The 23,885-nt window shown below is 65.8% G+C and carries 25 protein-coding genes and 2 tRNA genes; 11 read left to right on the top strand and 16 right to left on the bottom strand.

The window, feature by feature from the left end; genetic code table 11:
• Window positions 1-87: 87 nt before the first annotated feature.
• Complete coding sequence (gene pknB / locus ASE44_RS13085; protein ID WP_056780497.1) at window positions 88-1,779, top strand: Stk1 family PASTA domain-containing Ser/Thr kinase; 1,692 nt, start codon at window positions 88-90, stop codon at window positions 1,777-1,779.
• Window positions 1,780-1,971: 192 nt separating this feature from the next.
• Here pknB and ASE44_RS13090 read toward each other — a convergent pair whose 3' ends face one another.
• The 3 genes from ASE44_RS13090 to ASE44_RS13095 are packed head-to-tail and all read right to left on the bottom strand — an operon-like array spanning window position 1,972 to window position 3,607.
• Entirely contained in the window at window positions 1,972-2,640 is a 669-nt protein-coding gene (locus ASE44_RS13090; protein ID WP_056780499.1) for an aminodeoxychorismate/anthranilate synthase component II, read from the bottom strand.
• Window positions 2,637-2,798, bottom strand: coding sequence for a hypothetical protein (locus ASE44_RS18855; RefSeq protein WP_164488336.1), 162 nt, complete (start codon window positions 2,796-2,798; stop codon window positions 2,637-2,639). Before ASE44_RS18855 ends, ASE44_RS13090 begins: the two co-directional genes overlap by 4 nt.
• Before the next feature lie 2 nt (window positions 2,799-2,800).
• Window positions 2,801-3,607: a class E sortase gene (locus ASE44_RS13095; RefSeq protein ID WP_157579941.1), complete on the bottom strand. Its 807-nt coding sequence runs from the start codon at window positions 3,605-3,607 to the stop codon at window positions 2,801-2,803.
• A gap of 78 nt (window positions 3,608-3,685) precedes the next feature.
• On the opposite strand from ASE44_RS13095, the gene ASE44_RS13100 reads away from it, so the two are divergent.
• The gene (locus ASE44_RS13100; protein ID WP_056010191.1) at window positions 3,686-3,931 is read left to right on the top strand and encodes a cell division protein CrgA; all 246 of its coding nucleotides are present in this window, start codon (window positions 3,686-3,688) and stop codon (window positions 3,929-3,931) included.
• Between the two features lie 408 nt (window positions 3,932-4,339).
• On the opposite strand, the gene ASE44_RS13105 is transcribed toward ASE44_RS13100, so the two are convergent.
• Together ASE44_RS13105 and ASE44_RS13110 are read right to left on the bottom strand one after the other, a co-directional pair.
• On the bottom strand, window positions 4,340-5,032 hold the full coding sequence (locus ASE44_RS13105; RefSeq protein ID WP_235522605.1) for a rhomboid family intramembrane serine protease: 693 nt from the start codon (window positions 5,030-5,032) through the stop codon (window positions 4,340-4,342).
• Window positions 5,033-5,197: 165 nt separating this feature from the next.
• On the bottom strand, window positions 5,198-5,755 hold the full coding sequence (locus ASE44_RS13110; protein WP_056010195.1) for a peptidylprolyl isomerase: 558 nt from the start codon (window positions 5,753-5,755) through the stop codon (window positions 5,198-5,200).
• A gap of 104 nt (window positions 5,756-5,859) precedes the next feature.
• On the opposite strand from ASE44_RS13110, the gene ASE44_RS13115 reads away from it, so the two are divergent.
• The gene (locus tag ASE44_RS13115) at window positions 5,860-6,384 is read left to right on the top strand and encodes a hypothetical protein (protein ID WP_056010197.1); all 525 of its coding nucleotides are present in this window, start codon (window positions 5,860-5,862) and stop codon (window positions 6,382-6,384) included.
• Between the two features lie 88 nt (window positions 6,385-6,472).
• Here the strand turns inward: ASE44_RS13115 and ASE44_RS13120 are convergent, their stop codons facing one another.
• Window positions 6,473-6,895 (bottom strand): NUDIX hydrolase, encoded by a 423-nt coding sequence (locus ASE44_RS13120; protein ID WP_056780506.1) that lies wholly within the window; start codon window positions 6,893-6,895, stop codon window positions 6,473-6,475.
• Between the two features lie 122 nt (window positions 6,896-7,017).
• Here ASE44_RS13120 and ASE44_RS13125 point away from each other — a divergent pair, with 122 nt between their 5' ends.
• Together ASE44_RS13125 and ASE44_RS13130 are read left to right on the top strand one after the other, a co-directional pair.
• On the top strand, window positions 7,018-7,437 hold the full coding sequence (locus ASE44_RS13125) for a hypothetical protein (RefSeq protein ID WP_056780507.1): 420 nt from the start codon (window positions 7,018-7,020) through the stop codon (window positions 7,435-7,437).
• Window positions 7,438-7,522: 85 nt separating this feature from the next.
• On the top strand, window positions 7,523-7,939 hold the full coding sequence (locus ASE44_RS13130; RefSeq protein WP_157579943.1) for a hypothetical protein: 417 nt from the start codon (window positions 7,523-7,525) through the stop codon (window positions 7,937-7,939).
• Window positions 7,940-8,030: 91 nt separating this feature from the next.
• On the opposite strand, the gene ASE44_RS13135 is transcribed toward ASE44_RS13130, so the two are convergent.
• From ASE44_RS13135 to dnaA, 10 genes are all read right to left on the bottom strand, one after another.
• A tRNA-Ala gene (locus ASE44_RS13135) sits at window positions 8,031-8,103 on the bottom strand.
• A 56-nt stretch (window positions 8,104-8,159) separates the two neighbouring features.
• Window positions 8,160-8,233: transfer RNA gene (locus ASE44_RS13140), tRNA-Ile, on the bottom strand.
• Between the two features lie 73 nt (window positions 8,234-8,306).
• Window positions 8,307-8,714, bottom strand: coding sequence for a DUF3566 domain-containing protein (locus ASE44_RS13145; protein WP_056010202.1), 408 nt, complete (start codon window positions 8,712-8,714; stop codon window positions 8,307-8,309).
• Window positions 8,704-11,328, bottom strand: coding sequence for a DNA gyrase subunit A (gyrA, locus tag ASE44_RS13150; protein ID WP_056010204.1), 2,625 nt, complete (start codon window positions 11,326-11,328; stop codon window positions 8,704-8,706). Before gyrA ends, ASE44_RS13145 begins: the two co-directional genes overlap by 11 nt.
• A gap of 123 nt (window positions 11,329-11,451) precedes the next feature.
• Window positions 11,452-13,461, bottom strand: coding sequence for a DNA topoisomerase (ATP-hydrolyzing) subunit B (gene gyrB, locus ASE44_RS13155; protein WP_056010206.1), 2,010 nt, complete (start codon window positions 13,459-13,461; stop codon window positions 11,452-11,454).
• 122 nt (window positions 13,462-13,583) lie between these two features.
• Window positions 13,584-14,108 (bottom strand): DUF721 domain-containing protein, encoded by a 525-nt coding sequence (locus ASE44_RS13160; RefSeq protein WP_056010208.1) that lies wholly within the window; start codon window positions 14,106-14,108, stop codon window positions 13,584-13,586.
• The gene (gene recF, locus ASE44_RS13165) at window positions 14,101-15,330 is read right to left on the bottom strand and encodes a DNA replication/repair protein RecF (RefSeq protein ID WP_056781209.1); all 1,230 of its coding nucleotides are present in this window, start codon (window positions 15,328-15,330) and stop codon (window positions 14,101-14,103) included. Before recF ends, ASE44_RS13160 begins: the two co-directional genes overlap by 8 nt.
• A gap of 156 nt (window positions 15,331-15,486) precedes the next feature.
• The gene (gene gnd / locus ASE44_RS13170) at window positions 15,487-16,377 is read right to left on the bottom strand and encodes a phosphogluconate dehydrogenase (NAD(+)-dependent, decarboxylating) (RefSeq protein WP_056010210.1); all 891 of its coding nucleotides are present in this window, start codon (window positions 16,375-16,377) and stop codon (window positions 15,487-15,489) included.
• Between the two features lie 17 nt (window positions 16,378-16,394).
• Complete coding sequence (dnaN, locus tag ASE44_RS13175) at window positions 16,395-17,546, bottom strand: DNA polymerase III subunit beta (protein ID WP_056010213.1); 1,152 nt, start codon at window positions 17,544-17,546, stop codon at window positions 16,395-16,397.
• 485 nt (window positions 17,547-18,031) lie between these two features.
• The gene (dnaA, locus tag ASE44_RS13180) at window positions 18,032-19,453 is read right to left on the bottom strand and encodes a chromosomal replication initiator protein DnaA (protein WP_056010215.1); all 1,422 of its coding nucleotides are present in this window, start codon (window positions 19,451-19,453) and stop codon (window positions 18,032-18,034) included.
• A gap of 327 nt (window positions 19,454-19,780) precedes the next feature.
• Between dnaA and rpmH the strand changes: the two genes are divergently transcribed.
• Genes rpmH through rsmG form a run of 6 tightly spaced genes read left to right on the top strand, consistent with a single transcriptional unit; the run spans window position 19,781 to window position 22,777 of the window.
• Window positions 19,781-19,918 (top strand): 50S ribosomal protein L34, encoded by a 138-nt coding sequence (gene rpmH, locus ASE44_RS13185; RefSeq protein ID WP_056010217.1) that lies wholly within the window; start codon window positions 19,781-19,783, stop codon window positions 19,916-19,918.
• Window positions 19,919-19,925: 7 nt separating this feature from the next.
• On the top strand, window positions 19,926-20,285 hold the full coding sequence (gene rnpA / locus ASE44_RS13190) for a ribonuclease P protein component (RefSeq protein ID WP_056780513.1): 360 nt from the start codon (window positions 19,926-19,928) through the stop codon (window positions 20,283-20,285).
• Window positions 20,285-20,596: a membrane protein insertion efficiency factor YidD gene (gene yidD / locus ASE44_RS18240; protein WP_082456005.1), complete on the top strand. Its 312-nt coding sequence runs from the start codon at window positions 20,285-20,287 to the stop codon at window positions 20,594-20,596. Before rnpA ends, yidD begins: the two co-directional genes overlap by 1 nt.
• Window positions 20,597-20,605: 9 nt before the next feature.
• The gene (gene yidC / locus ASE44_RS13195; RefSeq protein ID WP_056010221.1) at window positions 20,606-21,589 is read left to right on the top strand and encodes a membrane protein insertase YidC; all 984 of its coding nucleotides are present in this window, start codon (window positions 20,606-20,608) and stop codon (window positions 21,587-21,589) included.
• 8 nt (window positions 21,590-21,597) lie between these two features.
• The gene (locus ASE44_RS13200) at window positions 21,598-22,104 is read left to right on the top strand and encodes a R3H domain-containing nucleic acid-binding protein (protein WP_056010222.1); all 507 of its coding nucleotides are present in this window, start codon (window positions 21,598-21,600) and stop codon (window positions 22,102-22,104) included.
• A gap of 25 nt (window positions 22,105-22,129) precedes the next feature.
• The gene (rsmG, locus tag ASE44_RS13205) at window positions 22,130-22,777 is read left to right on the top strand and encodes a 16S rRNA (guanine(527)-N(7))-methyltransferase RsmG (protein WP_056780516.1); all 648 of its coding nucleotides are present in this window, start codon (window positions 22,130-22,132) and stop codon (window positions 22,775-22,777) included.
• The last annotated feature ends 1,108 nt before the right edge of the window (window positions 22,778-23,885 follow it).

A 23,885-nucleotide genomic window follows, 5' to 3' on the forward strand; every position in this document is an offset into this window, starting at 1 on the left:
TGCTCTCAGGGTCATCCCTGAGAGCGCTCGAAGGGCGCGCGAGTAAGCTGTTAGTGTTTGTCCTCCAAGCGAATTCAGGGGTGGTACGTGGCTGACGATCAACGCCTGCTCGCAGGTCGATACGTCGTCGGCGACCTCATCGGTCGCGGAGGCATGTCCAACGTCTTCCGCGGTGTCGACACCAAGCTCGGGCGCACCGTCGCCATCAAAGTCCTCAAGTCGACGCTCGCCACCGACCCCGCCTTCCGGTCCCGCTTCCGCCAGGAGGCACAGGCAGCGTCGCGCATGGCGCACCCCACGATCGTCCGCGTGTACGACGCCGGCGAGGAGCGCGTGAAGGACGGCTCCGGCCACGATCTGATCGAGCCCTTCATCGTCATGGAGTACGTCGAAGGGCGGATGCTCAAGGACCTCATCGCCGAGGGCCCGGTCGCAGCGGACGAGGCGGTGCGGATCGCGCACAGCATCCTCACCGCGCTCGAGTACTCGCATCGCGCCGGTGTCGTCCACCGCGACATCAAACCGGGCAACGTCATGATCACGACGGCCGGCGACGTCAAGGTCACCGACTTCGGCATCGCGCGCGCCGTCTCCGACTCGTCGACCACCGTCGCTCAGACCACCGCCATCCTCGGCACCGCCGCCTACTTCTCCCCGGAGCAGGCCAAGGGCGAGACGGTCGACGCTCGGACCGACCTGTACTCGACCGGTGTCGTCCTCTTCGAGATGCTGACGGGCAAGGCACCGTTCCGTGGAGACACCGCGGTCGCCGTCGCGTACCAGCACGTCAGCGAGCGTCCGGTGAAGCCGAGCTCCATCAACCCGAAGGTGTCTCCCGCCCTCGACCAGGTGGTGCTGCGCGGGCTCGCGAAGGATCGCTTCGAGCGGTATCAGAGCGCGGTCGAGTTCCGCGAGGACCTCGACGAGGCCGGCGCCGGCCATGTGCCCGTCCGTCGGGACGACCACGACTCGCTGTTCGGGCCATCGCCCACGGCCGCCTCGAGCACCGAACAGGCGATCCGCCAGCTCACCTCCGACGACACCGTTACACGCACCCAGCGCAGGCCACCGGTCGTGTGGATCTGGGCTGCGGTCGCCGGTATCGCGGTCATCCTCTTCTCGCTGGTCTTCTGGGTCGTGCAACTGCCGCCGGCCACGAGCATCTCCACCGACTCCCGCGAGGTCCCCGATCTCGTCGATGCCACGTGGGAGAGCGCCAACAGCACGATCGAGCAGCTCGAGCTGGTGCCCACGAAGTTCGACGAGGCCAGTAGCGACTACGAGGCCGGGCACGTGATCCGCACCGATCCGCCGAGCGGTACGACGGTCACAAAGAACACGCAGATCAAGGTCTACGTCTCCACCGGCCGTGTGCAGGTCGAGATCCCGGACGTCACCAACCAGTCGTCCGAGGCCGCCTGGGCCGCCATCGCCGCCGCAGGGCTCACCCAGGGCTCCGTGACGCGCGAGAACTCGCCGACCGTGCCCGCAGGTGTGGTGCTCCGGATGGATCCCGCAGCGGGGACCTCGGTCGATCAGGGTTCCGCGGTGAACCTCGTCGTGTCGAGCGGAAACGTGACGCTGACGGACGTCGTCGGCCAGCCGCTCGTCGATGCGACCAACTACCTGCAGGACTCGACCAGGCAGTTCGTCGTGCAGCCTCAGGCGGACGCGACGTGCAAGGCGGTCACCGGCGACCCGGTGAAGGCGATGTCACCCGGCCCCGGAGACGTCCCGCAGAAGTCCGTCATCACCCTGACGTACTGCACCGGCCCGTAGGCCGCCCCGGCACCTGAGCCACCTGCCCGTCCCTGAGCTGCACCCCCGGCACCTGAGCCGCACCCCGCGGTCCCTGAGCTTGTCGAAGGGCCCGTCCCTCAGCGAACCCCGGCCCCTGAGTCCCGGTCCCTGAGAGAACCCCCGGTCCCTGAGCCTGTCGAAGGGCCGTAGCCCGGCAACCGGCCTCAGCCCTCAGCGAACCCCGGTCCCTGAGCTTGTCGAAGGGCCTCGCTGCATGAGTGGGCTGAGTCCCGCCGACCGCTGTCTGGCGCCCTGCAGCCCGGCTGTCTCGAGCCAGTTCGCCAGGAGGCGATAGCCTCCCTCGGACAGCACGGACTCCGGGTGGAACTGGACGCCGTGGATGGGCGCCTCGCGGTGCCGGAGGCCCATGATGACGCCGCCGACCGTCCGGCTGGTGACCTCGAGGTCGTCGGGGACGGTGTCGTCGACGACGGCGAGGGAGTGGTAGCGAGTGGCGCTGAAAGGGTGGGGGACGCCCTCGTAGAGCATGCTGCCGTCGTGTTCGATCGACGAGGTCTGGCCGTGCATGAGTTGCTCGGCGGTGCCGACCGTTGCCCCGAACGCTTCGGCGATCGCCTGGTGCCCGAGGCACACGCCCAGGAGCGGGGTGCCGGTGGTGTGCGCGGCCAGTACGGCGGCGACGGAGATGCCGGCGTCCGAGGGACGTCCTGGTCCGGGTGAGACGAGAACACCGTCAGCCTCGCGGATGCGGTCCTCGAGGTCGTCGACGTCGATGCCGTCGTTCCGCACCACGGTGGTCTCAGCACCCAGTTGCTCGACGTATCCGATCAGCGTGTAGACGAAGCTGTCGTAGTTGTCGATGACCAGGATGCGGGTCATTCCTCGCCGACGGTCACGTTCTGATCGACGATGAACGAGTCCACGTAGGGGAAGACCCAGGTGAAGAGCGCGGCGACCACGGCCACGAACAGCACGATGAGGATGATGATCCTCAGCCACACGGGTCCGGGGAGGACCCTCCAGAGTGCGCCGTACATCGTCAGCCTCCTGCAGCCGCGACGGACGCGGCGATCTCGGCGGGCGGTCCGGCGGACAGCGGCTGCCAGGACTCGTACACCGCGTAAGCGATACTGCGTTCCGCCGTCGAGTAGAGCGGGTTGCAGGTGGTCAGGGTGAGGATGCGCTGCGTGGGCGCGACGCCGTCCAACTGGGGAACCGGGTTCAACACCTCGACCTGGGTGGGCAGGACGTAGGTGATGTTCCGGAACACGTAGGTGTAGTAGCCGTCGGCCGTCTGCACGTAGACCCGGTCGCCGATCTGCAGGTCGCTGATCAGCGTCATCGCGCCACCGTAGGCCTTGCGGTGTCCGGCCACCACGAAGTTGCCGACCTCACCCGGCATCTGCGTGCTGGGGTAGTGGCCGACGCCGAGGTCGAAGCTGTTGAGCACGGTCGCCGTGTCGACGCCCTCGGCGACGACGCGACGGTAGTCCGCTCCGTACCGGGGCACGTAGAGCACGGCGAAGGGATCGCCGGGGGCCGGGCGGGCCGTCACCGGCGGTTCTCCGTAGTTGGGGGTGCCGCTCGCGTCGACGGTCGGCTCCGGAGCGGGCTCGGTCTCGGCGTTCGCGATCCACTGCTGTGACTGGCTGGATGCGGCGTTCGCCTGGCTGCCGGCCATGATCATGTCGTTCCACCAGAGCTGCCAAGCCAGGAACAGCAGGACGACCATGCCTGCGGTGATGAGGAGCTCTCCCGCGACGCCGAAGACGCTGACGCGGTGCTTCGCCGGGGCACGGCGCTCGGAGGCGCGTGCGCTCGCTCGCGAGGGAAGGTCGTCTGTCACCCATGGATTCTACCCAGAAGAACCTCCGTTCGGCTGATCCTCAAGGCAGCGATTGAGCCGAACAGGTAGAATGTCGGCATGGCACGCACGAAGGCACGCACCAAACCGTCCCGCGAACCCGAGCAGCGCAGCGGCGAGCCCGCTCCGAACGCCGTCTGGTTCAAGCCGGTCATGTTCGGGTTCATGCTCCTCGGCCTCGCCTGGATCGTCGTCTACTACCTGAGCGGCACGCTGCTGCCGGTGCAGTCCCTCGGGCCGTGGAACATCCTCGTCGGCTTCGGCATCGCCTTCATCGGGTTCCTCATGACCACCAGGTGGCGCTAGCCCCATCCCAACACTTCGTGCACAGCGGGTCGTCCTTCGGACGGCCCGCTGTTTCGTGTGCGGAGCGCCCCGGGCGGCCGAGTTCTCCACAGGAATGTGAAGAACTTCCCAGTTATCCACACCGTGCTGTGGAGAACTCCTGAGGCCCCCGGAAACACGGGGAATGACAACCGTGTAATTATCCCCAGTGTTCATAACTCTGTGGATAACTCCCGCAACCTTCAACGTCGGCTGCATGGTTGAGCCTTCACGGGCCTCGCGAACGCGAACGCTACGGCAGCCCGATCGACGGACGCGGAACGAGTGCGGCCCGGATCGCCGCTGAGGCCAGGCCGCCGAGCCGAACCAGGTCACCGAGCTGGACCCGGTCACCGAGCCGAACCCGGTCACCGAGCCTGTCGAGGTGCGTCAGACCAGCGCGGGGACCAGGCTCGCGCCGACCAGCAGGACACTGACGGCGCCGATGAGGATCACCTGGAGGGGCTGCTGCGCACGCTTTCGGGTATTGACGAGGATGAGGCCGATGAGCGCGCCACCGACGAGACCGCCCAGGTGAGCCTGCCAGGCGATGTTCACGCCCGGGATGAACCCGATCACGAGGTTGATGCCGAGGAGCACCAGGAGTCCGCGGGTGTCCGCCCCCATCCGTCGTTGGATGACGAGGAAGGCGCCGAGCAGGCCGAAGATCGCTCCGGACGCACCGACGACGGGGGTCTGCGGAGCGGAGAGGAACAGGACGCCGAGCGAGCCGGCGAACCCGGCGACGAGGTACAGCGCGAGGAACCGCCAGTGTCCGAGCATGGTCTCGAGGATCCGGCCGAAGATCCAGAGCGTGTACATGTTCAGCAGGATGTGGAAGATGAAGCCCTGCGAGTGAACGAACACCGCGGTGAGCATCCGCCAGGGCTGGAACGCTCCGTAGGCGGGATCCGAGTACACGCCGGCGTACAGCAACGCGTTCGTGACGCCGAGCCCGGGGATCCATTGCAGGAGGAACACGAACGCCGTGACGGCGATGATCGCGTAGGTGACGATCGGGGAGGAGTTGCTGATCCTCGCGCCGATCCGGTTGCGCGGAGCACTCTGGCGTTGCGCCTTCATGTCCTCAGGGCAGATGAAACCGACTGCCCCGGGCGTCTGGCATTCGCCGCAGATCGTCCGACCACAGCGCTGGCAGAGCACGAAGCTCTGACGATCTGGGTGGCGATAGCAGACGTTGGCCGACGGATCCCGGGGCAGGGTCACGGTCTGTCCTCCGAGTCGGGTCTACGCCTCGGAAATGGTGACGCTCTGCAGCACGACCGGCTCGATCGGCTTGTCGCCGGCACCGGTCGGGACCGCCTGGATGGCGTCGACCACGGCGCGGGAGTCGGCGTCGGCGACCTCACCGAAGATGGTGTGCTTGCCCTGGAGCCACTGCGTCGGAACGGTGGTGATGAAGAACTGCGAGCCGTTGGTGCCTTCGACGGCACCGGTGATCGCGTTGCGGCGCTTGCCGGCGTTCGCCATGGCGAGGATGTAGGGCTCGTCGAAGGTGAGCTCCGGGTGGATCTCGTCGTCGAAGTTGTAGCCCGGGCCGCCGGTGCCGGTGCCGAGCGGGTCGCCGCCCTGGATCATGAAGGCCGGGATGATGCGGTGGAAGATGAGGTCGCTGTACAGCGCGTCGTTCCGGGTCTGGCCCGTCTTCGAGTCCGTCCACTCGCGCCCGCCGGTCGCCAGGTCGGTGAAGTTCTTGACCGTCTTGGGAGCGTGGTCTCCGAAGAGGTTGACCTTGATCTCACCGTGGTTGGTGTGCAACGTGGCGACTGCGGTGTGCTTTGACATACAGACAATTCTTGCACAAGGGTTCGGGACTCTCGGATGGTATCCAGGGGTCTAAGTGGCAAGATGGAGGTTACGTTGTTGCCGCGATCATTGGAGATGACCACATGAGCCTGTCACGCAAGCGCCGGAAAGAGCTCAAGAAGCTCAAGGGTTCCGCTGCCGACCTCTGGGACTCCCAGCAGGATGTTCTCAACCACGCCAACGAAGTCGCTCGTGAGGTGAGCCGTCAGCTCGGGAACTTCTCGAAGGAGCAGGTGGCGCCTGTCGTCCGCGATACCTACGAGCACCGCGTCGTCCCCACGGTCGACCGCGGCATCAAGTACTCGCGGAACGCCGTCGACGGCGTGAAGCACGGCATCTCTCACGGCGTCGTCCCCGCTGTCGGTGGCGTCGTCGGTACGGTGCTGAGCATCGGCGACATCGCGAAGGACACGCGCGTGCAGTCTGCGCTGCGTCGCCTCCACGTCCCCGAGCAGGTGCTGCCCGCCAAGAAGGGTGCCGGCGCCGGTACCGTCATCGCGATCGGCCTGGGCGTCCTCGCCGCAGCCGGTGTCGCGTACGCCGTCTGGCAGACGTTCCGTGCCGACGACGAGCTCTGGGTCTCCGACGAGGAGCCCGCGGCTTCCTGAGTCCGCTTCGCACGACGCAGCCCCTCACCGGTTCCGACCGGGGAGGGGCTTCGTGTTGTTCGGGCAGCGTGTGCTGAGGCCGGTTCGCTCAGATGAGGCCGGCGAAGCGTCGACCGACGTCGACGAGGCTGACGCGGTCGAGCGAGCCGACCTCCTCGAGCGGGTACCAGGCGGCGTAGTCGGTGCTGCCGTCGGCCTCGTAGGTCAGGGTGCCGCCGCTGAGGTGCGCCCGGTAGACGATCCGGAGGGTGTGGAGTGGCCCGGTGGCCGTCGCGCTGAGGCGACGCTCCGCGGGCACGACCTGCGAGTCGACGCCGATCAGCTCGTCGAGCTCCGCGTGGTAGCCGGTCTCCTCGAACACCTCACGCACGGCCGCGTCCGCCGGGTCCTCGCCGGGGTCGATCCCGCCGCCTGGAAGGGTCCACCCGCTGTGGCCGCTCTCGTTCCAGTGGGAGAGCAGCATGCCCCGTTCGTCGACGATGACGGCGTATGCAGCGACGCGGATGTCCATGCGGCCAGCTTAACCGCCGTCGCTTGGGGCTTCGCTACTTGTCCGGGTCTGGCGGACTCCTTTCGCACGGTGGTGATAACCTCGCCTTTCCGCTCGGGGCGGCGGGGATACGGGGGCAGGGAATGACTGCAGAAGAGCTGTTCGCGGACGAGCACAGCGAGTATCCACGTCAGGCACGTTCATTCGTCCACGTCGGGGGCGGGGTTGCCGCACTGGTCGCGGGAGGTGCTGCGGTTGTCGCGCTCCTGTGGTTACTGGTCGGTTCATTCCAGGGCACGTTCTTCGATGTGTCGACCTGCGGCTACGCGGCGACACGATCCACATGCCAGGACGAGCTGCGGGAGCGCGTCCGCACCACACTGCACATACCGTTGAGCGACGACGTCCGCGTTGCTCAGTTGCACAAGCACGGTTTCCCGGACCCGATCTACGAGGCGAGCCTCATCTTCCCGTCCGCTCGAGAGGCGGCTGCTCAGGGATACAACATCGAGGAGTCATTCTCGGATGGCACCGTGTCGGTCAAGGTGAGCTCGCGCCTCTGAGTTGTCGCACGGACCTCGACGCGGGTCAGCACCGACGCCCTGCTACCGTCGAGTCTCCGGCGGGGGCCGGTGAGACGGGGGCACCATGCAGGCAACGAGGCGACGACGCGCTTGGACGGCGGCTGTCCTCATCGCTGCGGCCGTGGTGCTGGACGTCTCGCTGCATCTCTACCCGCTTCGGCTCTTGATCCTGGATTTCGGACGCGCCGAGGGCGCCGCCGTTCCGTCCACCGAGGCCATGCGGTTCCCGGGTGGCACCACTCTCATGAGCGTGCGGAGCGAATGCGCCAGCGGCGGGTGCTGGTCGCTCTTCACGGTGCGACCCCCGGCAGGATCCGATCGAGCGGCGTTCGAGGACACTTACCTCATCGATCGCGGCCGACTGGACGGCACCCTCTGGGATCCACGGCCGATCACCGTGTCGGCGGAAGAGTTCGGCGACGATGTGTGGGTCGTGCGCGGCGACTACTGGACCGATTGGTCGTGGCGCCCGAGTGAGTGACAAATCGTAGACGGCGATGAACCGGGGCGCGTGAGCTGCTTGCAGGAACAAGAACAGCCCCCGTCGTCTGACGGAGGCTGCTTCTCGATTGTGGAGCCTGGGAGAATCGAACTCCCGACATCCTGCTTGCAAAGCAGGCGCTCTACCAACTGAGCTAAGGCCCCGAACAGATCCGGATGCGAGATCCTGATCCATCGAGTGTGTTGCGTGTCGTGCAGGGTGGGGCTACCAGGACTTGAACCTGGGACCTCTTCGTTATCAGCGAAGCGCTCTAACCGCCTGAGCTATAGCCCCGTTTTGAACCTTGATGAGACTACCCGATTCCCAGCGCAACGCATAATCGAGCCGCGCTGGGACCGGAGCAAGGTCAGTTGTTGGTGAACCCGACGAGGAGACCACCCGTGATCTTCACGCTGAGGTTGTAGAGCCCGGCGAGCAGAGCACCCATCAGCGTGATGACGATCAGGTTGAGCAGCGCCACGATGCCGGCGAAGGCCATGACCTGCGGCAGGTTGACGTACTGGAGGATGTTGTTCCCGGGGCCGGCGATGTCCGTGAAGAGCCCGCCCACCTTCGTGAAGACACCCGTGGTGTTGAGCACGGTGTACACCAGGAAGAAGAAGACCACGATGACCACGGCGACCGCGATCGCCGCCAGGAACGACAGCTTCACCGCCGACCAGAAGTCGATGTACACCAGCTTGAGGCGCACCTGCTTGGTGCTGGTGCGTTTGGTCGACTTCTTGGCCAACTTCTCTGCGACGCTACTGCTCATCTACTTCTTCCTTCATCGCCGGAGTCTCGTCCGGCACGGATGCTTCGGGTTCTGCACCCTCCAGAGCCGCTGCGTCTGCAACCGTCTCCGGAACATCCTGGGTCTCAAGGTTTCGGTCACTGTTCTTGGCCAGCGCGATGATTCGGTCGCTCTCCGCGAAACGTGCGAAGACGACGCCCATCGTGTCGCGCCCCTTCGCTGGAACTTCGGCCACGGCAGACCTTACCACCTTGCCACTGGCAAGAACCACAAGGACCTCGTCGCCCTCATCCACGATCAGGGCGCCGGCGAGCGTGCCTCGATCGTCGTTCAGCTTGGCCACCTTGATGCCCAGACCACCGCGGTTCTGACCGCGGTACTGGTCGATGTTGGTCCGCTTGGCGAACCCGCCTTCGGTGACGACGAAGACGAACGCCTCCCGTTCCTCACCCTCGAGCGACGGCAGGACCGAGGCGGACAGCAGCTTGTCCTCGTCGCGGAAGTGCATCCCGATGACGCCGCTGGTGGCGCGTCCCATCGGCCGCAGCGTCTCGTCGCTCGCCGTGAAGCGGATCGACATGCCCTTGCGGGAGACGAGCAGGATGTCGCTGTCGTTCTCCACGAGGAGGGCGGAGGTGAGCTCGTCGCCCTCGCGCAGGTTGATCGCGATGATGCCGCCGGAGCGGTTCGTGTCGTACTCCGACAGGGCCGTCTTCTTGACGAGACCGTCGTGCGTCGCGAGGACGAGGTAGGTGGCAGCCTCGTAGTCGCGGATGTCGAGGATCTCCGCGATCTCCTCGTCCGGCTGCATGGCGAGCAGGTTCGCGACGTGCTGGCCCTTCGCGTCGCGGCCGGCCTCCTGCAGCTCGTACGCCTTGGCCCGGTACACACGACCCTTGGTGGTGAAGAAGAGGAGCCAGTGGTGCGTCGTCGTGACGAAGAAATGGTCGACCACGTCGTCCGCGCGCAGCTGGGCACCCTTCACGCCCTTGCCGCCGCGGTGCTGCTGACGGTAGTTGTCGCTCCGCGTCCGCTTGATGTATCCGCCGCGGGTGACGGTGATGACCATCTCCTCCTCGGGGATGAGGTCTTCCATGTTCATGTCGCCGTCGAAGCCGAACATGATCTCGGTGCGGCGGTCGTCACCGTACCGGTCGACGATCGCGGTGAGCTCCTCGCTGACGATCTGCCGCTGGCGCTCGGGCTTCGCGAGGATGTCCTTGAGGTCAGCGATCTGCGCCTCGATCTCGGCGGCCTCGTCGATGATCTTCTGACGTTCCAGCGCTGCGAGACGACGCAGCTGCATGTCGAGGATGGCGCTGGCCTGGAGCTCGTCGATCTCGAGGAGATCCATCAGGCCGGTCCGCGCCTCGTCGGCCGACGGCGAACGACGGATGAGGGCGATGACCTCGTCCAAGGCGTCGAGCGCCTTGAGGTATCCACGGAGGATGTGCGCGCGCTCCTCCTTCTTCCGCAGGCGGAACACCGTTCGACGGACGATGACCTCGACCTGGTGGGTGACCCAGTTGGTGATGAAGCCGTCGAGCGGCAGGGTGCGCGGGATGCCGTCGACGATCGCGAGCATGTTCGCACCGAAGTTGTCCTGCAGCGGCGTGTGCTTGTAGAGGTTGTTGAGGACGACCTTCGCGACCGCGTCGCGCTTGAGCACGATCACGAGCCGCTGGCCGGTGCGGCCGGAGGTCTCGTCACGGATGTCGGCGACACCGCCGAGGCGACCCTCCTTGACGAGGTCGGCGATCTTCAGCGCCAGGTTGTCGGGGTTCACCTGGTACGGCAGCTCGGTGACGACCAGGCAGGTACGACCCTGGATCTCCTCGACGTTCACGACGGCGCGCATCGTGATGGAGCCGCGGCCCGTCCGATACGCGTCCTGGATGCCCTTGATGCCGAGGATCTGGGCACCGGTGGGGAAGTCCGGTCCCTTGATGCGCTGCATGAGCGCCTCGAGGAGCTCCTCACGGCTGGCGTCGGGGTTCGACAGGTGCCACAGGGCGCCGTCGGCGACCTCGCGCAGGTTGTGCGGCGGGATGTTGGTGGCCATGCCGACCGCGATACCGACGGAACCGTTGACGAGCAGGTTCGGGAACCGCGCCGGCAGGACGACCGGCTCCTGCGATTCGCCGTCGTAGTTCGGCTGGAAGTCGACGGTCTCCTCGTCGATGTCGCGCACCATCTCCATCGCGAGCGGCGCCATCTTCGTCTCGGTGTACCGAGGGGCCGCAGCGCCGTCGTTACCGGGCGAACCGAAGTTGCCCTGGCCGAGCGCGAGCGGGTAGCGGAGGCTCCACGGCTGGACGAGACGCACCAGGGCGTCGTAGATCGCGGTGTCGCCGTGGGGGTGGAACTGGCCCATGACGTCGCCGACCACGCGCGCGCACTTGGAGAAGGAGCGGTCGGGACGGTATCCGCCGTCGTACATCGCGTAGATGACCCGGCGGTGGACGGGCTTCAGGCCGTCGCGGACGTCCGGAAGCGCACGGCCGACGATGACACTCATCGCGTAGTCGAGGTAGCTGCGCTGCATCTCGAGCTGGAGGTCGACCTGGTCGATGCGGCCGTGTACGCCGTGGTCCTCGTCGGGGACCACTACCTCGTCGTTGGTTTCGTCTGCCATGTTCTCTACGTTCTCTCGATCCTCGAGCGGTTCGAGTGTTGATCAGTGTCGTTGCGCGGTGACAGGGTTCTGGTCCCGGTCCCTGAGCCCGCCGGAGGGCGGTCCCTGAGCCTGTCGAAGGGTCTAGATGTCGAGGAAGCGGACGTCTTTCGCGTTCTTCTGGATGAAGGTACGGCGGGACTCGACGTCCTCACCCATGAGGGTGGAGAAGATCTCATCGGCAGCCGCGGCGTCGTCGAGCGTGACCTGGAGGAGCGTCCGCGTCTGCGGGTCCATCGTGGTCTCCCACAGCTCCTTGTAGTTCATCTCGCCGAGACCCTTGTAGCGCTGGATCCCGTTCTCCTTCGGGATGCGCTTGCCGGAGGCGACCCCGTCGGTGAGGAGGGCGTCGCGTTCGCGGTCGCTGTACACGTACTGGTGATCGGCGTTCGACCACTTCAGACGGTAGAGCGGCGGCTGCGCGAGGTACACGTACCCGAGGTCGACCAGCGGTCGCATGTACCGGAACAGCAGGGTCAGCAGCAGGGTGGTGATGTGCTGGCCGTCGACGTCGGCATCGGCCATGAGCACGATCTTGTGGTACCGCACCTTGTCGGGGTTGAAGTCCTCGCCGATGCCGGCGCCGAACGCCGTGATCATCGCCTGGACCTCGTTGTTCGCGAGTGCGCGGTCGAGGCGCGCCTTCTCGACGTTCAGGATCTTGCCGCGGAGCGGGAGGATCGCCTGCGTCTCGGGGTTGCGACCCTGGACAGCGGAGCCGCCTGCGGAGTCACCCTCGACGATGAAGATCTCGGAGAGCGAGGGGTCCTTCGACTGGCAGTCCTTGAGCTTGCCGGGCATGCCGCCGCCCTCGAGGAGTCCCTTGCGTCGGGCCGTCTCCCGGGCCTTGCGAGCCGCGAGCCGGGCGGTCGCCGCCTGGAGCGCCTTCCGGATGATCTCCTTGGCCTGGTTCGGGTTGCGGTCGAACCAGTCGTTGAGCTGCTCGCTCACGACCTTCTGTACGAAGGCCTTCGCCTCGGTGTTACCGAGCTTCGTCTTCGTCTGGCCCTCGAACTGCGGCTCGGACAGCTTGACGGAGATGACCGCGGTGAGACCCTCGCGGACGTCGTCGCCGGAGAGGTTGTCGTCCTTCTCCTTGAGGATGCCCTTCTCGCGGGCGTAGCGGTTCACGAGCGTGGTGAGCGCTGCGCGGAAGCCCTCCTCGTGCGTCCCACCCTCGTGCGTGTTGATCGTGTTCGCGTAGGTGTGGACGCTCTCGTTGTACGCCGTGGTCCACTGCATCGCGACCTCGAGCGCAATCTTGCGCTCGGTGTTCTCCGACTCGAAGGAGATGATCTCGTCGTGGACGAGCTCGGCACGCTTCGCCTTGTTCAGGTACTCGACGTAGTCCTCGAGACCGCGCTCGTAGAAGAAGACGTCCTTCCGCTGTGAGTGCGCAGCCGAGTTGTCGTCGGCGTCCTCGGCCTCGATCGCGTCGCGCAAGGGTCGCTCGTCGGCGAGTTCGATGCGGAGACCCTTGTTGAGGAAGGCCATCTGCTGGAAACGCGTGCGGAGCGTCTCGTAGTCGAACTCGGTGGTCTCGAACGTGTCCGGGCTCGGCCAGAAGGTGATCGTGGTGCCGGTCTCCGAGGAGGGCTCACCCTGCTCGAGCGGCGCGTCCGGCACACCGTGCTGGAAGCTCTGGCGCCAGACCGACCCCTGTCGGCGGACCTCGACCGAGAGGCGGGTGGACAGTGCGTTCACGACGGACGAACCGACACCGTGCAGACCACCGGAGACCGCGTAGCCGCTGCCGCCGAACTTGCCGCCGGCGTGGAGGATCGTGAGGACGACCTCGACCGTGGACTTCTTCTCGACCGGGTGGATGTCCACCGGGATGCCTCGACCGTTGTCGACGACGCGGACGCCACCGTCTTCGAGGATGGTCACGAGGATCGTGTCGCAGTAGCCGGCGAGGGCTTCGTCCACGGAGTTGTCGACGATCTCGTAGACCAGGTGGTGCAGACCACGTGGACCGGTGGACCCGATGTACATACCGGGCCGTTTCCGGACGGCTTCGAGACCTTCGAGAACCTGGATGGCACTTGCGCCGTAGTCAGACTCGTCGGCGTGCGTATTCGGTTCTGATGTCATTGAAAAGAGAGCTCCAAACCGTCGAGATTCGACCGTTCCATCCTACCAAACAGAGCTCGTCAGGCCGCGAGAAAACGCCCGTTTGAGACAGGTTTCCGAGCCTGGAGGGCGTATTTGCCTCCCTAGCCGTAAGTATCGCGTGGACCACGCCCTGGAATCGACCTGGGGCCTCTTTTCCAGGAGGGTGCTCCGGGGCCCTGAAAACGGATCGTGTCGACCCCTGCCTCCGGGTACCGTTCGGCGATGCGGACGAGTATCTCGTGACGCATGTGGCGCAACTGCGTCGCCCAGGCCGTCGACTGGCACTGCACGAGCAGCACGCCGTCGGAGATCGACACCGGTTCGGAGTACCTGGCGGTGTCCTCGCCGCACAGCTCCGCCCAGTTGCCGAGGAGGTCGTGTTGTGCGAGTGGGGAGTTCCAGCCGAGGCCGGCGGTCAGCGAATCGATGACCGAGCCGAGCCCTTTCGGGTCGCGTCCGACGCCGTAGGGGACGGAGTCCTGCGGGCTGGCCGCCGAGCGTTCTCGCCGTTTGCGGTCGCGCGACACCCGCTCACCGCCGAAGATCTCCTTGAACCGGAGGTAGACCGCCGCGGACAGGTCTCCGGCCGGATCGGCGTCGCGACCGAGTCGTCTCGGCTCAGTCATGGGTCGACTCCGGAACCGGTGACCCGACGGCCGGTGACGCCGCATCCTCGGTGTCGTCGACGATCCGACCGGCCTCGATGCGCACCACGTGGGCGGTGAACCGTTCCGGGACGTCGTCGAAGACCGCCGCCGTGATGATCACCTGGTCGTACTCGGCCACGGCCGCCGCCAACCGTTCGCGACGACGCGAATCGAGTTCCGCGAAGACGTCGTCGAGGATCAGCACCGGATCGCCGAGGGAGGAGTCCGCTCGGAGCAGCTCCGCGGAGGCCAGTTTCGCCGCGAGCGCGAACGACCAGGACTCGCCGTGACTGGCATAGCCCTTCACCGGCAGCCCGTTGAGACCGAAGAAGACGTCGTCGCGGTGGGGCCCGACGAGTGTCAGGCCGCGCTCGAGCTCGGCGGAACGACGGCTCGTCAAGGCCGCTCGGAACCGTTCCGCGATGAGCGCCGAATCGACCGGCGCACCCGGTTCCGGGGTCTCCGTCGGATCCGCCACGGCGGACTCGTCTTCGGCGTCCGTCCCGGAGATGCTGAGGACCGGCAACAGGACGGGCCGGTGATCGTCGCCGGCGACGGCTCGATACGCAGCTCGGAGCGGGCCGCCGAGCATGGCGATGAGCTGCAACCGTTCCGCGATGATCTCGGTGCCGTACTGCACGAGTCGGTCGTCCCACAGGTCGAGCGTCGCCAACGGACCGGATTTCAGGCCCCGTGCGCGCGCCGATTTCAGGAGCGAGTTGCGCTGTTTCAGCGACCGGTCGTAGTCGGCCATGACGCCGGCGAGCCGCGGGATGCGCTGGACGAGCAACTGGTCGATGAACCGCCGTCGCGCGGACGGGTCGCCGCGGACGATCAGCAGGTCTTCCGGGGCGAACAGGACCGTCGAGACGTAGCGCGGCAGCTCGCGTGGCTTGATCTGCGAGCGGTTGACCTGGGCCCGGTTCGCCGAACCGCGGTTGAGCTGCACCTCCGCGAGGAGCTCGCGACCGTCGTGCACGATTCGAGCCCTGATGATCGCCGCATCAGCACCGTGTCTGATGAGCGCCTGCTCGGAGGAGACCCGGTGCGAACCGAGACTGCTCAGGTAGCCGATCGCCTCGACGAGGTTGGTCTTGCCCTGACCGTTCCGCCCGACGAACAGATTGGGACCGGGTTCGAGCGCCACATCGACCACCGCGTAGTTGCGGTAGTCGGTGAGATTCAAGTGCCGCACGATCACCACGTCACCCTACCGTCTCGCCCCGACGCCGGCCTCCTGCGCGCTCGACGACACCGGCGGCACCGCCGACTGAAGGCGCACGGTGAACGAAAACGACCCTCCCGGCGAGCACGCAGCTGTGGGAGGGTCGTTTCGTTCGCCAGGAGGCGACGTGAATCAGTCGTCGGCCTTCTTGACCGCGTGTCCGCCGAACTGGTTGCGGAGTGCCGCGACGGCCTTCATCGCCGGCGAGTCCTCCTGGCGCGAGACGAACCGCGCGAAGATCGACGCGGAGATCGTCGGGACGGGCACCGCGTTGGCGATGGCTTCCTCGATCGTCCAGCGACCCTCACCGGAGTCCTCGACGTACCCTTCGATCTGCTCGAAGTCCGGGTCCTCCTCGAGGGCGCGGACGAGGAGCTCGAGCAGCCAGGACCGCACGACGGTGCCGCGCTGCCAGGCCTTGAAGGTGCCCGGGACGTCCTTGATGATGTCCTCGCGCTTGTCGAGGAGTTCGAACCCCTCGGCGTACGCCTGCATGAGGGCGTACTCGATGCCGTTGTGGACCATCTTGGCGTAGTGGCCTGCGCCGACCTCGCCGACGTGGACGAAGCCCTCGTCGCGCGGGCCCTCAGGGCGAAGCGCGTCGAAGACCGGCATGACCCGCTCGACCTGCTCCTTGGAGCCGCCGACCATGAGGCCGTATCCGTTGTCGACACCCCAGACACCGCCCGAGACGCCTGCATCGATGTAGTCGATGCCCTTGGCGGAGAGCAGCTCGGCGTGCTTGAAGTCATCGGTGAACCGGCTGTTGCCGCCGTCGATGACGAGGTCGCCGGCTTCCAGCAGACCGTTGAGTTCCTCGACGACCGAGTCGGTGATCGCTCCCGCGGGAACCATCACCCAGACCGTGCGAGGTGCCGGGAGTGCAGCGACGAGGTCGCTGATGGTCGCGACGTCCGTGACATCCGGGTTCCGGTCGAAACCGGTGACCTCGATGCCGTTCGCACGCAGACGCGTGCGCATGTTGTTGCCCATCTTGCCGAGACCGACGAGACCGATGTGCATGGTAAATCCTTTGCGTGTCAGCGCAGCAGCAGGTTCGGCTGCAGCAGGTACTTGTAGCTGTCGGCACCCGGCTGATCCTTGGAGGATTGGCTCGTGATGAGCATGGGTCCCGGCTTGTTCGTGTTCTCCGTCTTGGTGAACGAGAAGCGCACGTACTCGCTCCGGACCGCGGTCAGACCGTCGATCAGGAACTGCGGCTTCAGGGAGAGCACGATGTCGTCGCCGGTGAGGAGGGCGTCGATGCCTTCCGATGCCTGCGCCTGCTCGGATCCGACGGCCTCGAGCGTGAGCCCGTCGATGGTGAAGGTGAAGCGGAGGGCCGCTTCGCGCTCGAGGACCAGCGACATGCGTCGGGTCGCCTCGATGAGTTCCGCGGTGTTGATGATCGCGTAGTTGTCCGTCGTCTCGGGGAAGAGTCGCTTGACCGGCGGGAAGTTGCCCTTGATCAGGAGCGAGGTAACCGTCTTGCGGTCGGCCCGGAACGCGATGAGCTCGCGGTCGTCGCGATTCGTGATCGCGACGTTGATGTTGCCGCTGTGCCCGAAGGTCTTGCCGACCTCCTGCAGGGTGCGGGCGGGCACGAGCGCCGTGACCGTCTCGCTGGATCCGTCGCCCTGACCGGAGTCCCAGTCGATCTCTCGGACCGCGACCCGGTACCGGTCGGTGGCGACGAGGCTGAGGCTCGTCTTCGAGACCTCCAGCTGCACGCCGGTGATGACCGGCGTGACGTCGTCGCGGCTCGCCGCGACGGCGACCTGGCTGACTGCGGTCGCGAACTCGTCGGCGGGGACGAGCCCGAACTCCGCGTCGACCTGAGGGATCGTCGGGTACTCCTCGACGGGCATCGAACCGAGCGTGAACCGTGCGGAACCGCAGGTGACCTCGATGCGGTTCTCGACCTTGCTGAACCGGACCGGCGCGTTGGGGAGTCGGCTGGCGATCTCGGAGAGCAGACGGCCGTTGACGAGCGCGGTACCGGACTCCTCGACTTCAGCTGCGATGCCGGTCTGGCTGGAGACCTCGTAGTCGAACGAGGACAGGATGAGACCGTCGTCGCCGGCTTCGATGAGGATGCCGTTGAGGATCGGCAGCGTCGGGCGCTGCGGGAGCAGCTTCACTGCGAACGAGACGGCTTCGCTGAATACATCCCGGTTGACGCTGAATCGCACGACAAGTCCCCTGTCTCTGGTTCTCGATGACGTCACCAATGCTAGTGGGTCGGCCTCCGGCGTCGAGTGGCGTCGTGGCTGTGGAGAAGCGAGCCTGGGGAAAGGTTGTTTGGCGGAGAGATCATTGAATTAACGGTTAACAGTCTTAACCGGTGTGGAAACTGTGGATAAGTCGCCCGAACCCGCTCGAACACAGGGAACTACATGTGTGTAACTTGGTGGCGGCCTGTGGAGAGAGCTCCCCGGGTGTGTGGGACTCGAGCGCCGGTGAATGCTGTTCACTCACAAGGCGGTCCGATGCTTCCACATCTCTCCACAGGTTATCCACAGGGCTGGGACGGCGGAATGTGGACAGATTCGATGTCGATCCGAGCTCCAGAGTTGTGCTCGTCGACGCCTGGTGAACGAAAACTGCCCCTCGAGCCCGTCATGGGTGTCGAGAGGCCGGAAACGTTCATCAGGACGCGTCAGGACGGATGCGGGATTCAGGACCCGTAGCGGAGGTTCTGCTTGATGCGGCTCGTGAGCTCGGTGACCTGGTTGTAGATCGAGCGCTTCTCCTGCATGAGGTCCGTGATCTTCCGGTTGGCGTACATGACCGTCGTGTGGTCGCGGTTGCCGAACAGCTGGCCGATCTTGGGCAGGGACAGGTTGGTCAGCTCGCGGCACAGGTACATCGCGATCTGGCGTGCCGTCGCGACGGCCTGCGAACGACTCGAGCCGTACAGGTCGTCGACCGAGAGCTTGAAGTAGTCCGCGGTCGTGTTGATGATGTCGATCGGCGAGATGACGTTGTCGTCGTCGAGGCTGATGACGTCCTTCAGGACCGTCTGGGCCAGCGTCATGTCGACCGCCGTCCGGTTCAGGCTCGCGAAGGCGACCACACGGATCAGGGTGCCCTCGAGCTCGCGGATGTTGCTCGACACCTTCGTCGCGATGAACTCGAGCACCTCGTCCGGGATGTGCAGCTTCTCGTTCTGCGCCTTCTTGCGCAGGATGGCGATACGCGTCTCGAGGTCGGGCGCCTGGACGTCGGTGATGAGACCCCACTCGAAGCGCGACCGCATGCGCTCCTCGAATCCGGTCAGCGCCTTGGGCGGCAGGTCGCTCGTGATGACGACCTGCTTGTTGTGGTCGTGCAGGGTGTTGAAGGTGTGGAAGAACGCCTCCTGCGTCTCCGCCTTGCCCTGGAGGAACTGGATGTCGTCGATCAGGAGGATGTCGATGTCCCGATACCGCGACTGGAAGAAGGATCCGCGGTTGTTCGCGATCGAGTTGATGAAGTCGTTCGTGAACTCCTCGCTCGAGACGTACCGCACTCGGATGCCGGCGTACAGGTTCATCGCGTAATGGCCGATGGCGTGGAGGAGGTGCGTCTTGCCGAGGCCGGAGTCGCCGTAGACGAAGAGCGGGTTGTAGGCCTTCGCCGGTGCCTCGGCCACCGCGACGGCGGCCGCGTGCGCGAACCGGTTGGACTGACCGATGACGAAGTTGTCGAAGCTGTACTTCGGGTTGAGCCGGGTGTCGTTCTCCCGCGCGGGCAGGGTCGGTGTCGGGGTCAGCTGAGGCTGCGGCGACTCCAGTGGCGCCGGATCGATGTGCTGGAAGCCGGCCTGCTCGTAGCGCTCCTCGACGATGTCGGGGTTGACGACGATCGCGTAGTTGCTGACCGGGCCGCCGTCGACGATGGAACCGAGTGCGGCGAGGATAGGCGCGCGCATGCGCTGGTTCAGCATCCCCATCGTGAACTCGTTCGGGACCTCGAGGTAGAAGGTGCCGCCCATGATGCCCTTGGGCACGATGAGGTTCAGGAATCCTCGCAGCGGCGGGGTGATGCGGTCGTCGACGGAGAGGATCCCGAGCACCGACTGCCAGGTCTCAGCGATCGCATCGTCGGCGTCCGACATAGTTCTCCCCACACATACTCACAGGTTCATCCACAGGCTCTCCCCTGAGTATGCGGGGCTGAACACGGTGCTATCCACACGCTGTGCATAACCCGGGGACTCACGCTAACAACACGTCGCCCCAGGCCCAAATCACTGTACGGCGGGCCTGCGTGTCACTGCTACAATTTCTGGGAATCCTGTGGATAATCAGTCGTTTGGCCGCACCTGGTTTGACCTTCGACCGTCGACCCCGTAGTTTGAATCAGTTGACTTCTGCCCACGGGCACCCTTCCGTACCCTGCTGCCACCTGTGCAGTGGTTGGTCATGATCCGGAGATCGTAATTATGAGCAAGAGAACCTTCCAGCCGAACAACCGCCGTCGCGCCAAGAAGCACGGCTTCCGTCTGCGCATGCGCACGCGTGCCGGCCGTGGCATCCTGTCGGCTCGTCGCGCCAAGGGCCGCACCGAACTCTCCGCGTAGAGCCGTCGTGCTCGAGCGTGCGAGCCGGATCACCTCCGGTGACGACTACCGAGGGGTAGTCCGTCGCGGATCCCGGTTCGTCGGCGAGCACACGGTCACCTACGTACGCATGAACCCGAAGGGCGGACAGCCGCGCTTCGGGTTCATCGTTGCGAAAACGGTCGGAAACGCAGTGACACGCAATCTCGTCAGACGGCGCCTCAAGGCCATCTGCCACGACAGCGTCGATTCCGCTGCCCGCGGGAGCGACGTCGTCATCCGCGCACTGCCGTCGGCCGCGACCGCGCCCTTCGCCGCGCTCCACGACGAGCTCGACCGCGCGTTCGCCAAGCGAGGCGTCACCCCGCTCCCGACGGATGCACGCTGATGAACGGTGTTCTCGCTGCTGCCTGTCTCGCGCCCCGCAATGCCGCGGTGCTGGCGCTTCGCGGGTATCGAGCCACCGTGTCGCCGCTCTACGGCGACGTCTGCCGGTATTACCCCAGCTGCTCCGCGTACGCTCTGGGAGCGGTGCAACAGCACGGCGTCGTCGTCGGCGCAGGTCTGGCCGCAGCGCGGATCGCGCGCTGCCACCCGTGGGCGGCACCGCGCTTCGACGAGGTCCCTCCCAAGAAGAACTTCCGCTACAGCGTCACGCCTCACGGATTTGTAGTGCAACCGAGCCACGGAAAGGGCTGACCCGCACCTATGGACATCATCGGCACAATTCTCTGGCCGCTCAAGTGGGCGGTCGAGCTGCTTCTCGTGGGTTGGCACCTGCTGTGGACGGCCATCGGACTCGACCCGGCGGCCGGCCTGACCTGGGTCCTCTCGATCGTCGGCCTCGTCCTCGTCGTCCGTGCGGCGCTCATCCCCCTGTTCATCAAGCAGATCAAGAGCCAGCGCAAGATGCTCGAGATCGCACCGCAGATGAAGAAGGTGCAGGAGAAGTACAAGGGCAAGCGCGACCAGGCCAGCCGTGAGGCCATGTCCCGCGAGACCATGGAGCTCTACAAGAAGCACGGCACCTCCCCCGTGAGCGGATGTCTGCCCCTCCTGGTCCAGATGCCGATCTTCTTCGCGCTGTTCTCGGTGCTGAACGACGCCCAGAAGAGCAAGGCCGGCGTCGGTCCACTGAACGAGACGCTCGCCGTGCAGTTCGGCGACGCGAACCTCTTCGGCATCGCCCCCCTGCACACCAGCATGCAGGCCGCCCTGGCGGGCAACCCGGTCAACTGGGCCGTCGTCATCATCGCCGCGGTCATGGTCATCCTGATGTGCGCCTCGCAGTTCATCACCCAGCTGCAGATCGTCTCGAAGAACATGTCCGCCGAGACGAAGGCCAGCCCGCAGTTCAAGCAGCAGCGCATCCTCCTCTACATCCTCCCGTTCGTCTTCCTCTTCTCCGGTTTCGCGTTCCCGCTCGGCGTCATGTTCTACTGGCTGACCTCGAACGCCTGGACGATGGTGCAGCAGTTCCTCGTCATCCGGAACATGCCGACGCCCGGATCCGACGCGGCGAAGGCTCGCGAGGAACGCCTCGCCCGCAAGGGCAAGCTGATGACGCCGAACGGTGACGTCATCTCGATCTCCGAGGCCCCCGTGCCGGAGAAGAAGGTCCCGGCGCAGCGTCAGCAGCCCATGGGCAAGGCACGCGCCAAGAAGCAGCAGTCCGACGGACGAGACAAGTAGGAGTATCGGTGACTGACCAGGAACTGGCCGTAGCCCAGGACGAAGACGCCCCCACGATCAGCCAGCTCGAAGAAGAGGGCGACGTTGCGGCGGACTACATCGAGGAGTTCCTCGACATCTGCGACATCGACGGTGACATCGACATCGATGCCCGGAACGGTCGCGCCTACGTGTCGATCGACTCCCCCACCGAGAGCAACCTCCGTCTGCTCTCCCGCCCCGACACCGTGAACGCGTTGCAGGAGCTGACGCGTCTCGCTGTGCAGAACCGCACGGGTGGGTTCTCACGCCTCATCCTCGACATCGGTGGGTCCCGCGAGGCACGTCAGCAGGAGCTCGGTGCTCTCGTCGAGCGGGCTGTCGAGCGGATCGAAGCGGGATCGACCGAGGCGGCACTTCCTCCGATGTCGAGCTACGAGCGCAAGCTGGTGCACGACATCGTCTCTGCTCGTGGGTTCGTGTCCGAATCGCACGGCGAGGGACGCGATCGCCACACCGTCATCACGCGCGGCTGACGCTCGCGTTTCACGTGAAACTCCGATGACTGACGCACACGACGCTGCCGGCCTCGAGCCAGAACCTGCCGAGGCCGCGCTCCTGTTCGGCGACCAGATCGAGGTCGGCCGCTCGTTCGCGGCGAACCTCGCGACCCACGGCGAGCCGCTCGGACTCATCGGGCCGCTCGAGCTTCCCCGGTTGTGGACGAGACACATTCTGAACAGCGTGATCGTTGCACCGTTGCTTCGTCCCGGACGAGTCGGCGATGTCGGCACAGGCGCCGGGCTTCCCGGACTGGTCCTGGCGATCGCACGACCTGATGTCAACTTCGTCCTCATCGAGCCGATGGAGCGTCGCGTCGCCTGGTTGAACGATCAGGTGGGGGCGCTCGGATTGCGCAACGTCGAGGTCGTGCGGGCGAGGGCTGAAGAGGTCCGACTCACTCAGCAGCTCGACCAGGTGACGGCTCGCGCGGTCAGCGCGCTCCGCAAGTTGTTGCCGCTCACCGCTCCTCTGCTTCGCGACGGCGGCGAGCTCGTGCTGATGAAGGGCGCCGGCGCACAAGCCGAGGTCGATGCGTCGGCGAAGGAGCTGCGCAAGTACAAGGTGTCGGGCGTCGAAGTACGCACGCTCGGCGAGGGTGTACTGGCCGAGCCGACACGAGTGATCCTGGGCACCGTCCGCGGCTGAATTGGTCTGCCAAGGGGACGAATCCTCCGGCAACACCTTACGGCGCCGCAATCGAGCCGATGTGGGCTCCCCAGGAGAATCGTTCCTGACGAACGCCACCTGCCGGCGGGTGCCGATTGGGGCGCCTGAGTTCGTCAGGAGCGATTGTCCGGTCGAATCAGGCACCGATTTCCTCGGTTTCGGCGACTGATGACACCCTGTTTTGCGTCGATTCGGCACCCGTTGGTGCTGATATAAAGGATTTCAGATCGAGCCGCGGCCGTTTGGTGCGATGTGCTCTGGCCAGATACCGAGCAGCCGCTTGTCCTGGCGAGGACGTCATGATCCGACGGTGATGGGGCGGAGGAGCTCAACCGCGACCCTCACCGTCGGTGATCACGATTCGTGTTCCTGTCCGCACGCGCGGCGAGCGGCTGTAGGTCTACGTCGCCCCTTCCTCGAATGTGTGTGCCCGTCTGACGACGTTCTCCTCGGGTGATCGCGCTCTGGTTCTCGCGGGATCAATCGGTGGGCGGGTCGAGACCACTCCCCGGGAGCGAGTCGCGAGCAGGCGATCCATGTCAGCATCGGAGTTCGCCACGGCGAGAGCTGGTGACGTACGTGGTTCCAACCGACAGCGCCGGTCGATGTCGGCTGTCGGCGGCCGGCGGAGGGCGGGCTCTCCCAGCTCCACGAGGCCCGATGTGTCACCTTAGACACTCATCGAGGGCCGGTTCGGTTGACCACGCGGCCGCGATTCGTCGTCATGGGCGGGCTGCGGGAGCGGTGCATCTCGCGGCCCGCTGACGCCGTCCCTCACCGCGGAGGCCACGCGTTGCGAAGCGCCGGGCAGGTGCTCGGGGGCGGTCGAATCCCTGCGGTGCATCGCGTGAGCTGGGAGGTGGGAATGCTGATACCGGAGTGTATTGACCGCAACCAGCAACCCGTGAGTGCATGCGCGCAACAGCCTGCCGTGGCGCATCAGCTGCTTCACCGGCATGTTCACACGCGCGAGCGTCCGCCGACGGAGCCAGGAGCGGTCGTCCGCAGCACGAGAGGATGCCGCAACTCGTTGTACGAGCGGCTGAAGAGCCGGACCGCGGCGGGTTTCACGTGAATCGCGGTCAAG

This window comes from Plantibacter sp. Leaf1 (genome assembly GCF_001421315.1).
Classification (GTDB): Bacteria; Actinomycetota; Actinomycetes; order Actinomycetales; family Microbacteriaceae; genus Plantibacter.

What these genes read in the sequence shown, in the direction of transcription:
- ASE44_RS13090 (WP_056780499.1), bottom strand. Translation starts at nt 2,640, where the DNA reads ATGACCCGCATCCTGGTCATCGACAACTACGACAGCTTCGTCTACACG.
- ASE44_RS18855 (WP_164488336.1), bottom strand. Translation starts at nt 2,798, where the DNA reads ATGTACGGCGCACTCTGGAGGGTCCTCCCCGGACCCGTGTGGCTGAGG.
- ASE44_RS13100 (WP_056010191.1), top strand. Translation starts at nt 3,686, where the DNA reads ATGGCACGCACGAAGGCACGCACCAAACCGTCCCGCGAACCCGAGCAG.
- ASE44_RS13105 (WP_235522605.1), bottom strand. Translation starts at nt 5,032, where the DNA reads ATGAAGGCGCAACGCCAGAGTGCTCCGCGCAACCGGATCGGCGCGAGG.
- ASE44_RS13110 (WP_056010195.1), bottom strand. Translation starts at nt 5,755, where the DNA reads ATGTCAAAGCACACCGCAGTCGCCACGTTGCACACCAACCACGGTGAG.
- ASE44_RS13115 (WP_056010197.1), top strand. Translation starts at nt 5,860, where the DNA reads ATGAGCCTGTCACGCAAGCGCCGGAAAGAGCTCAAGAAGCTCAAGGGT.
- ASE44_RS13120 (WP_056780506.1), bottom strand. Translation starts at nt 6,895, where the DNA reads ATGGACATCCGCGTCGCTGCATACGCCGTCATCGTCGACGAACGGGGC.
- ASE44_RS13125 (WP_056780507.1), top strand. Translation starts at nt 7,018, where the DNA reads ATGACTGCAGAAGAGCTGTTCGCGGACGAGCACAGCGAGTATCCACGT.
- ASE44_RS13130 (WP_157579943.1), top strand. Translation starts at nt 7,523, where the DNA reads ATGCAGGCAACGAGGCGACGACGCGCTTGGACGGCGGCTGTCCTCATC.
- ASE44_RS13145 (WP_056010202.1), bottom strand. Translation starts at nt 8,714, where the DNA reads ATGAGCAGTAGCGTCGCAGAGAAGTTGGCCAAGAAGTCGACCAAACGC.
- gyrA (WP_056010204.1), bottom strand. Translation starts at nt 11,328, where the DNA reads ATGGCAGACGAAACCAACGACGAGGTAGTGGTCCCCGACGAGGACCAC.
- gyrB (WP_056010206.1), bottom strand. Translation starts at nt 13,461, where the DNA reads ATGACATCAGAACCGAATACGCACGCCGACGAGTCTGACTACGGCGCA.
- ASE44_RS13160 (WP_056010208.1), bottom strand. Translation starts at nt 14,108, where the DNA reads ATGACTGAGCCGAGACGACTCGGTCGCGACGCCGATCCGGCCGGAGAC.
- gnd (WP_056010210.1), bottom strand. Translation starts at nt 16,377, where the DNA reads ATGCACATCGGTCTCGTCGGTCTCGGCAAGATGGGCAACAACATGCGC.
- dnaA (WP_056010215.1), bottom strand. Translation starts at nt 19,453, where the DNA reads ATGTCGGACGCCGACGATGCGATCGCTGAGACCTGGCAGTCGGTGCTC.
- rpmH (WP_056010217.1), top strand. Translation starts at nt 19,781, where the DNA reads ATGAGCAAGAGAACCTTCCAGCCGAACAACCGCCGTCGCGCCAAGAAG.
- yidD (WP_082456005.1), top strand. Translation starts at nt 20,285, where the DNA reads ATGAACGGTGTTCTCGCTGCTGCCTGTCTCGCGCCCCGCAATGCCGCG.
- yidC (WP_056010221.1), top strand. Translation starts at nt 20,606, where the DNA reads ATGGACATCATCGGCACAATTCTCTGGCCGCTCAAGTGGGCGGTCGAG.
- rsmG (WP_056780516.1), top strand. Translation starts at nt 22,130, where the DNA reads ATGACTGACGCACACGACGCTGCCGGCCTCGAGCCAGAACCTGCCGAG.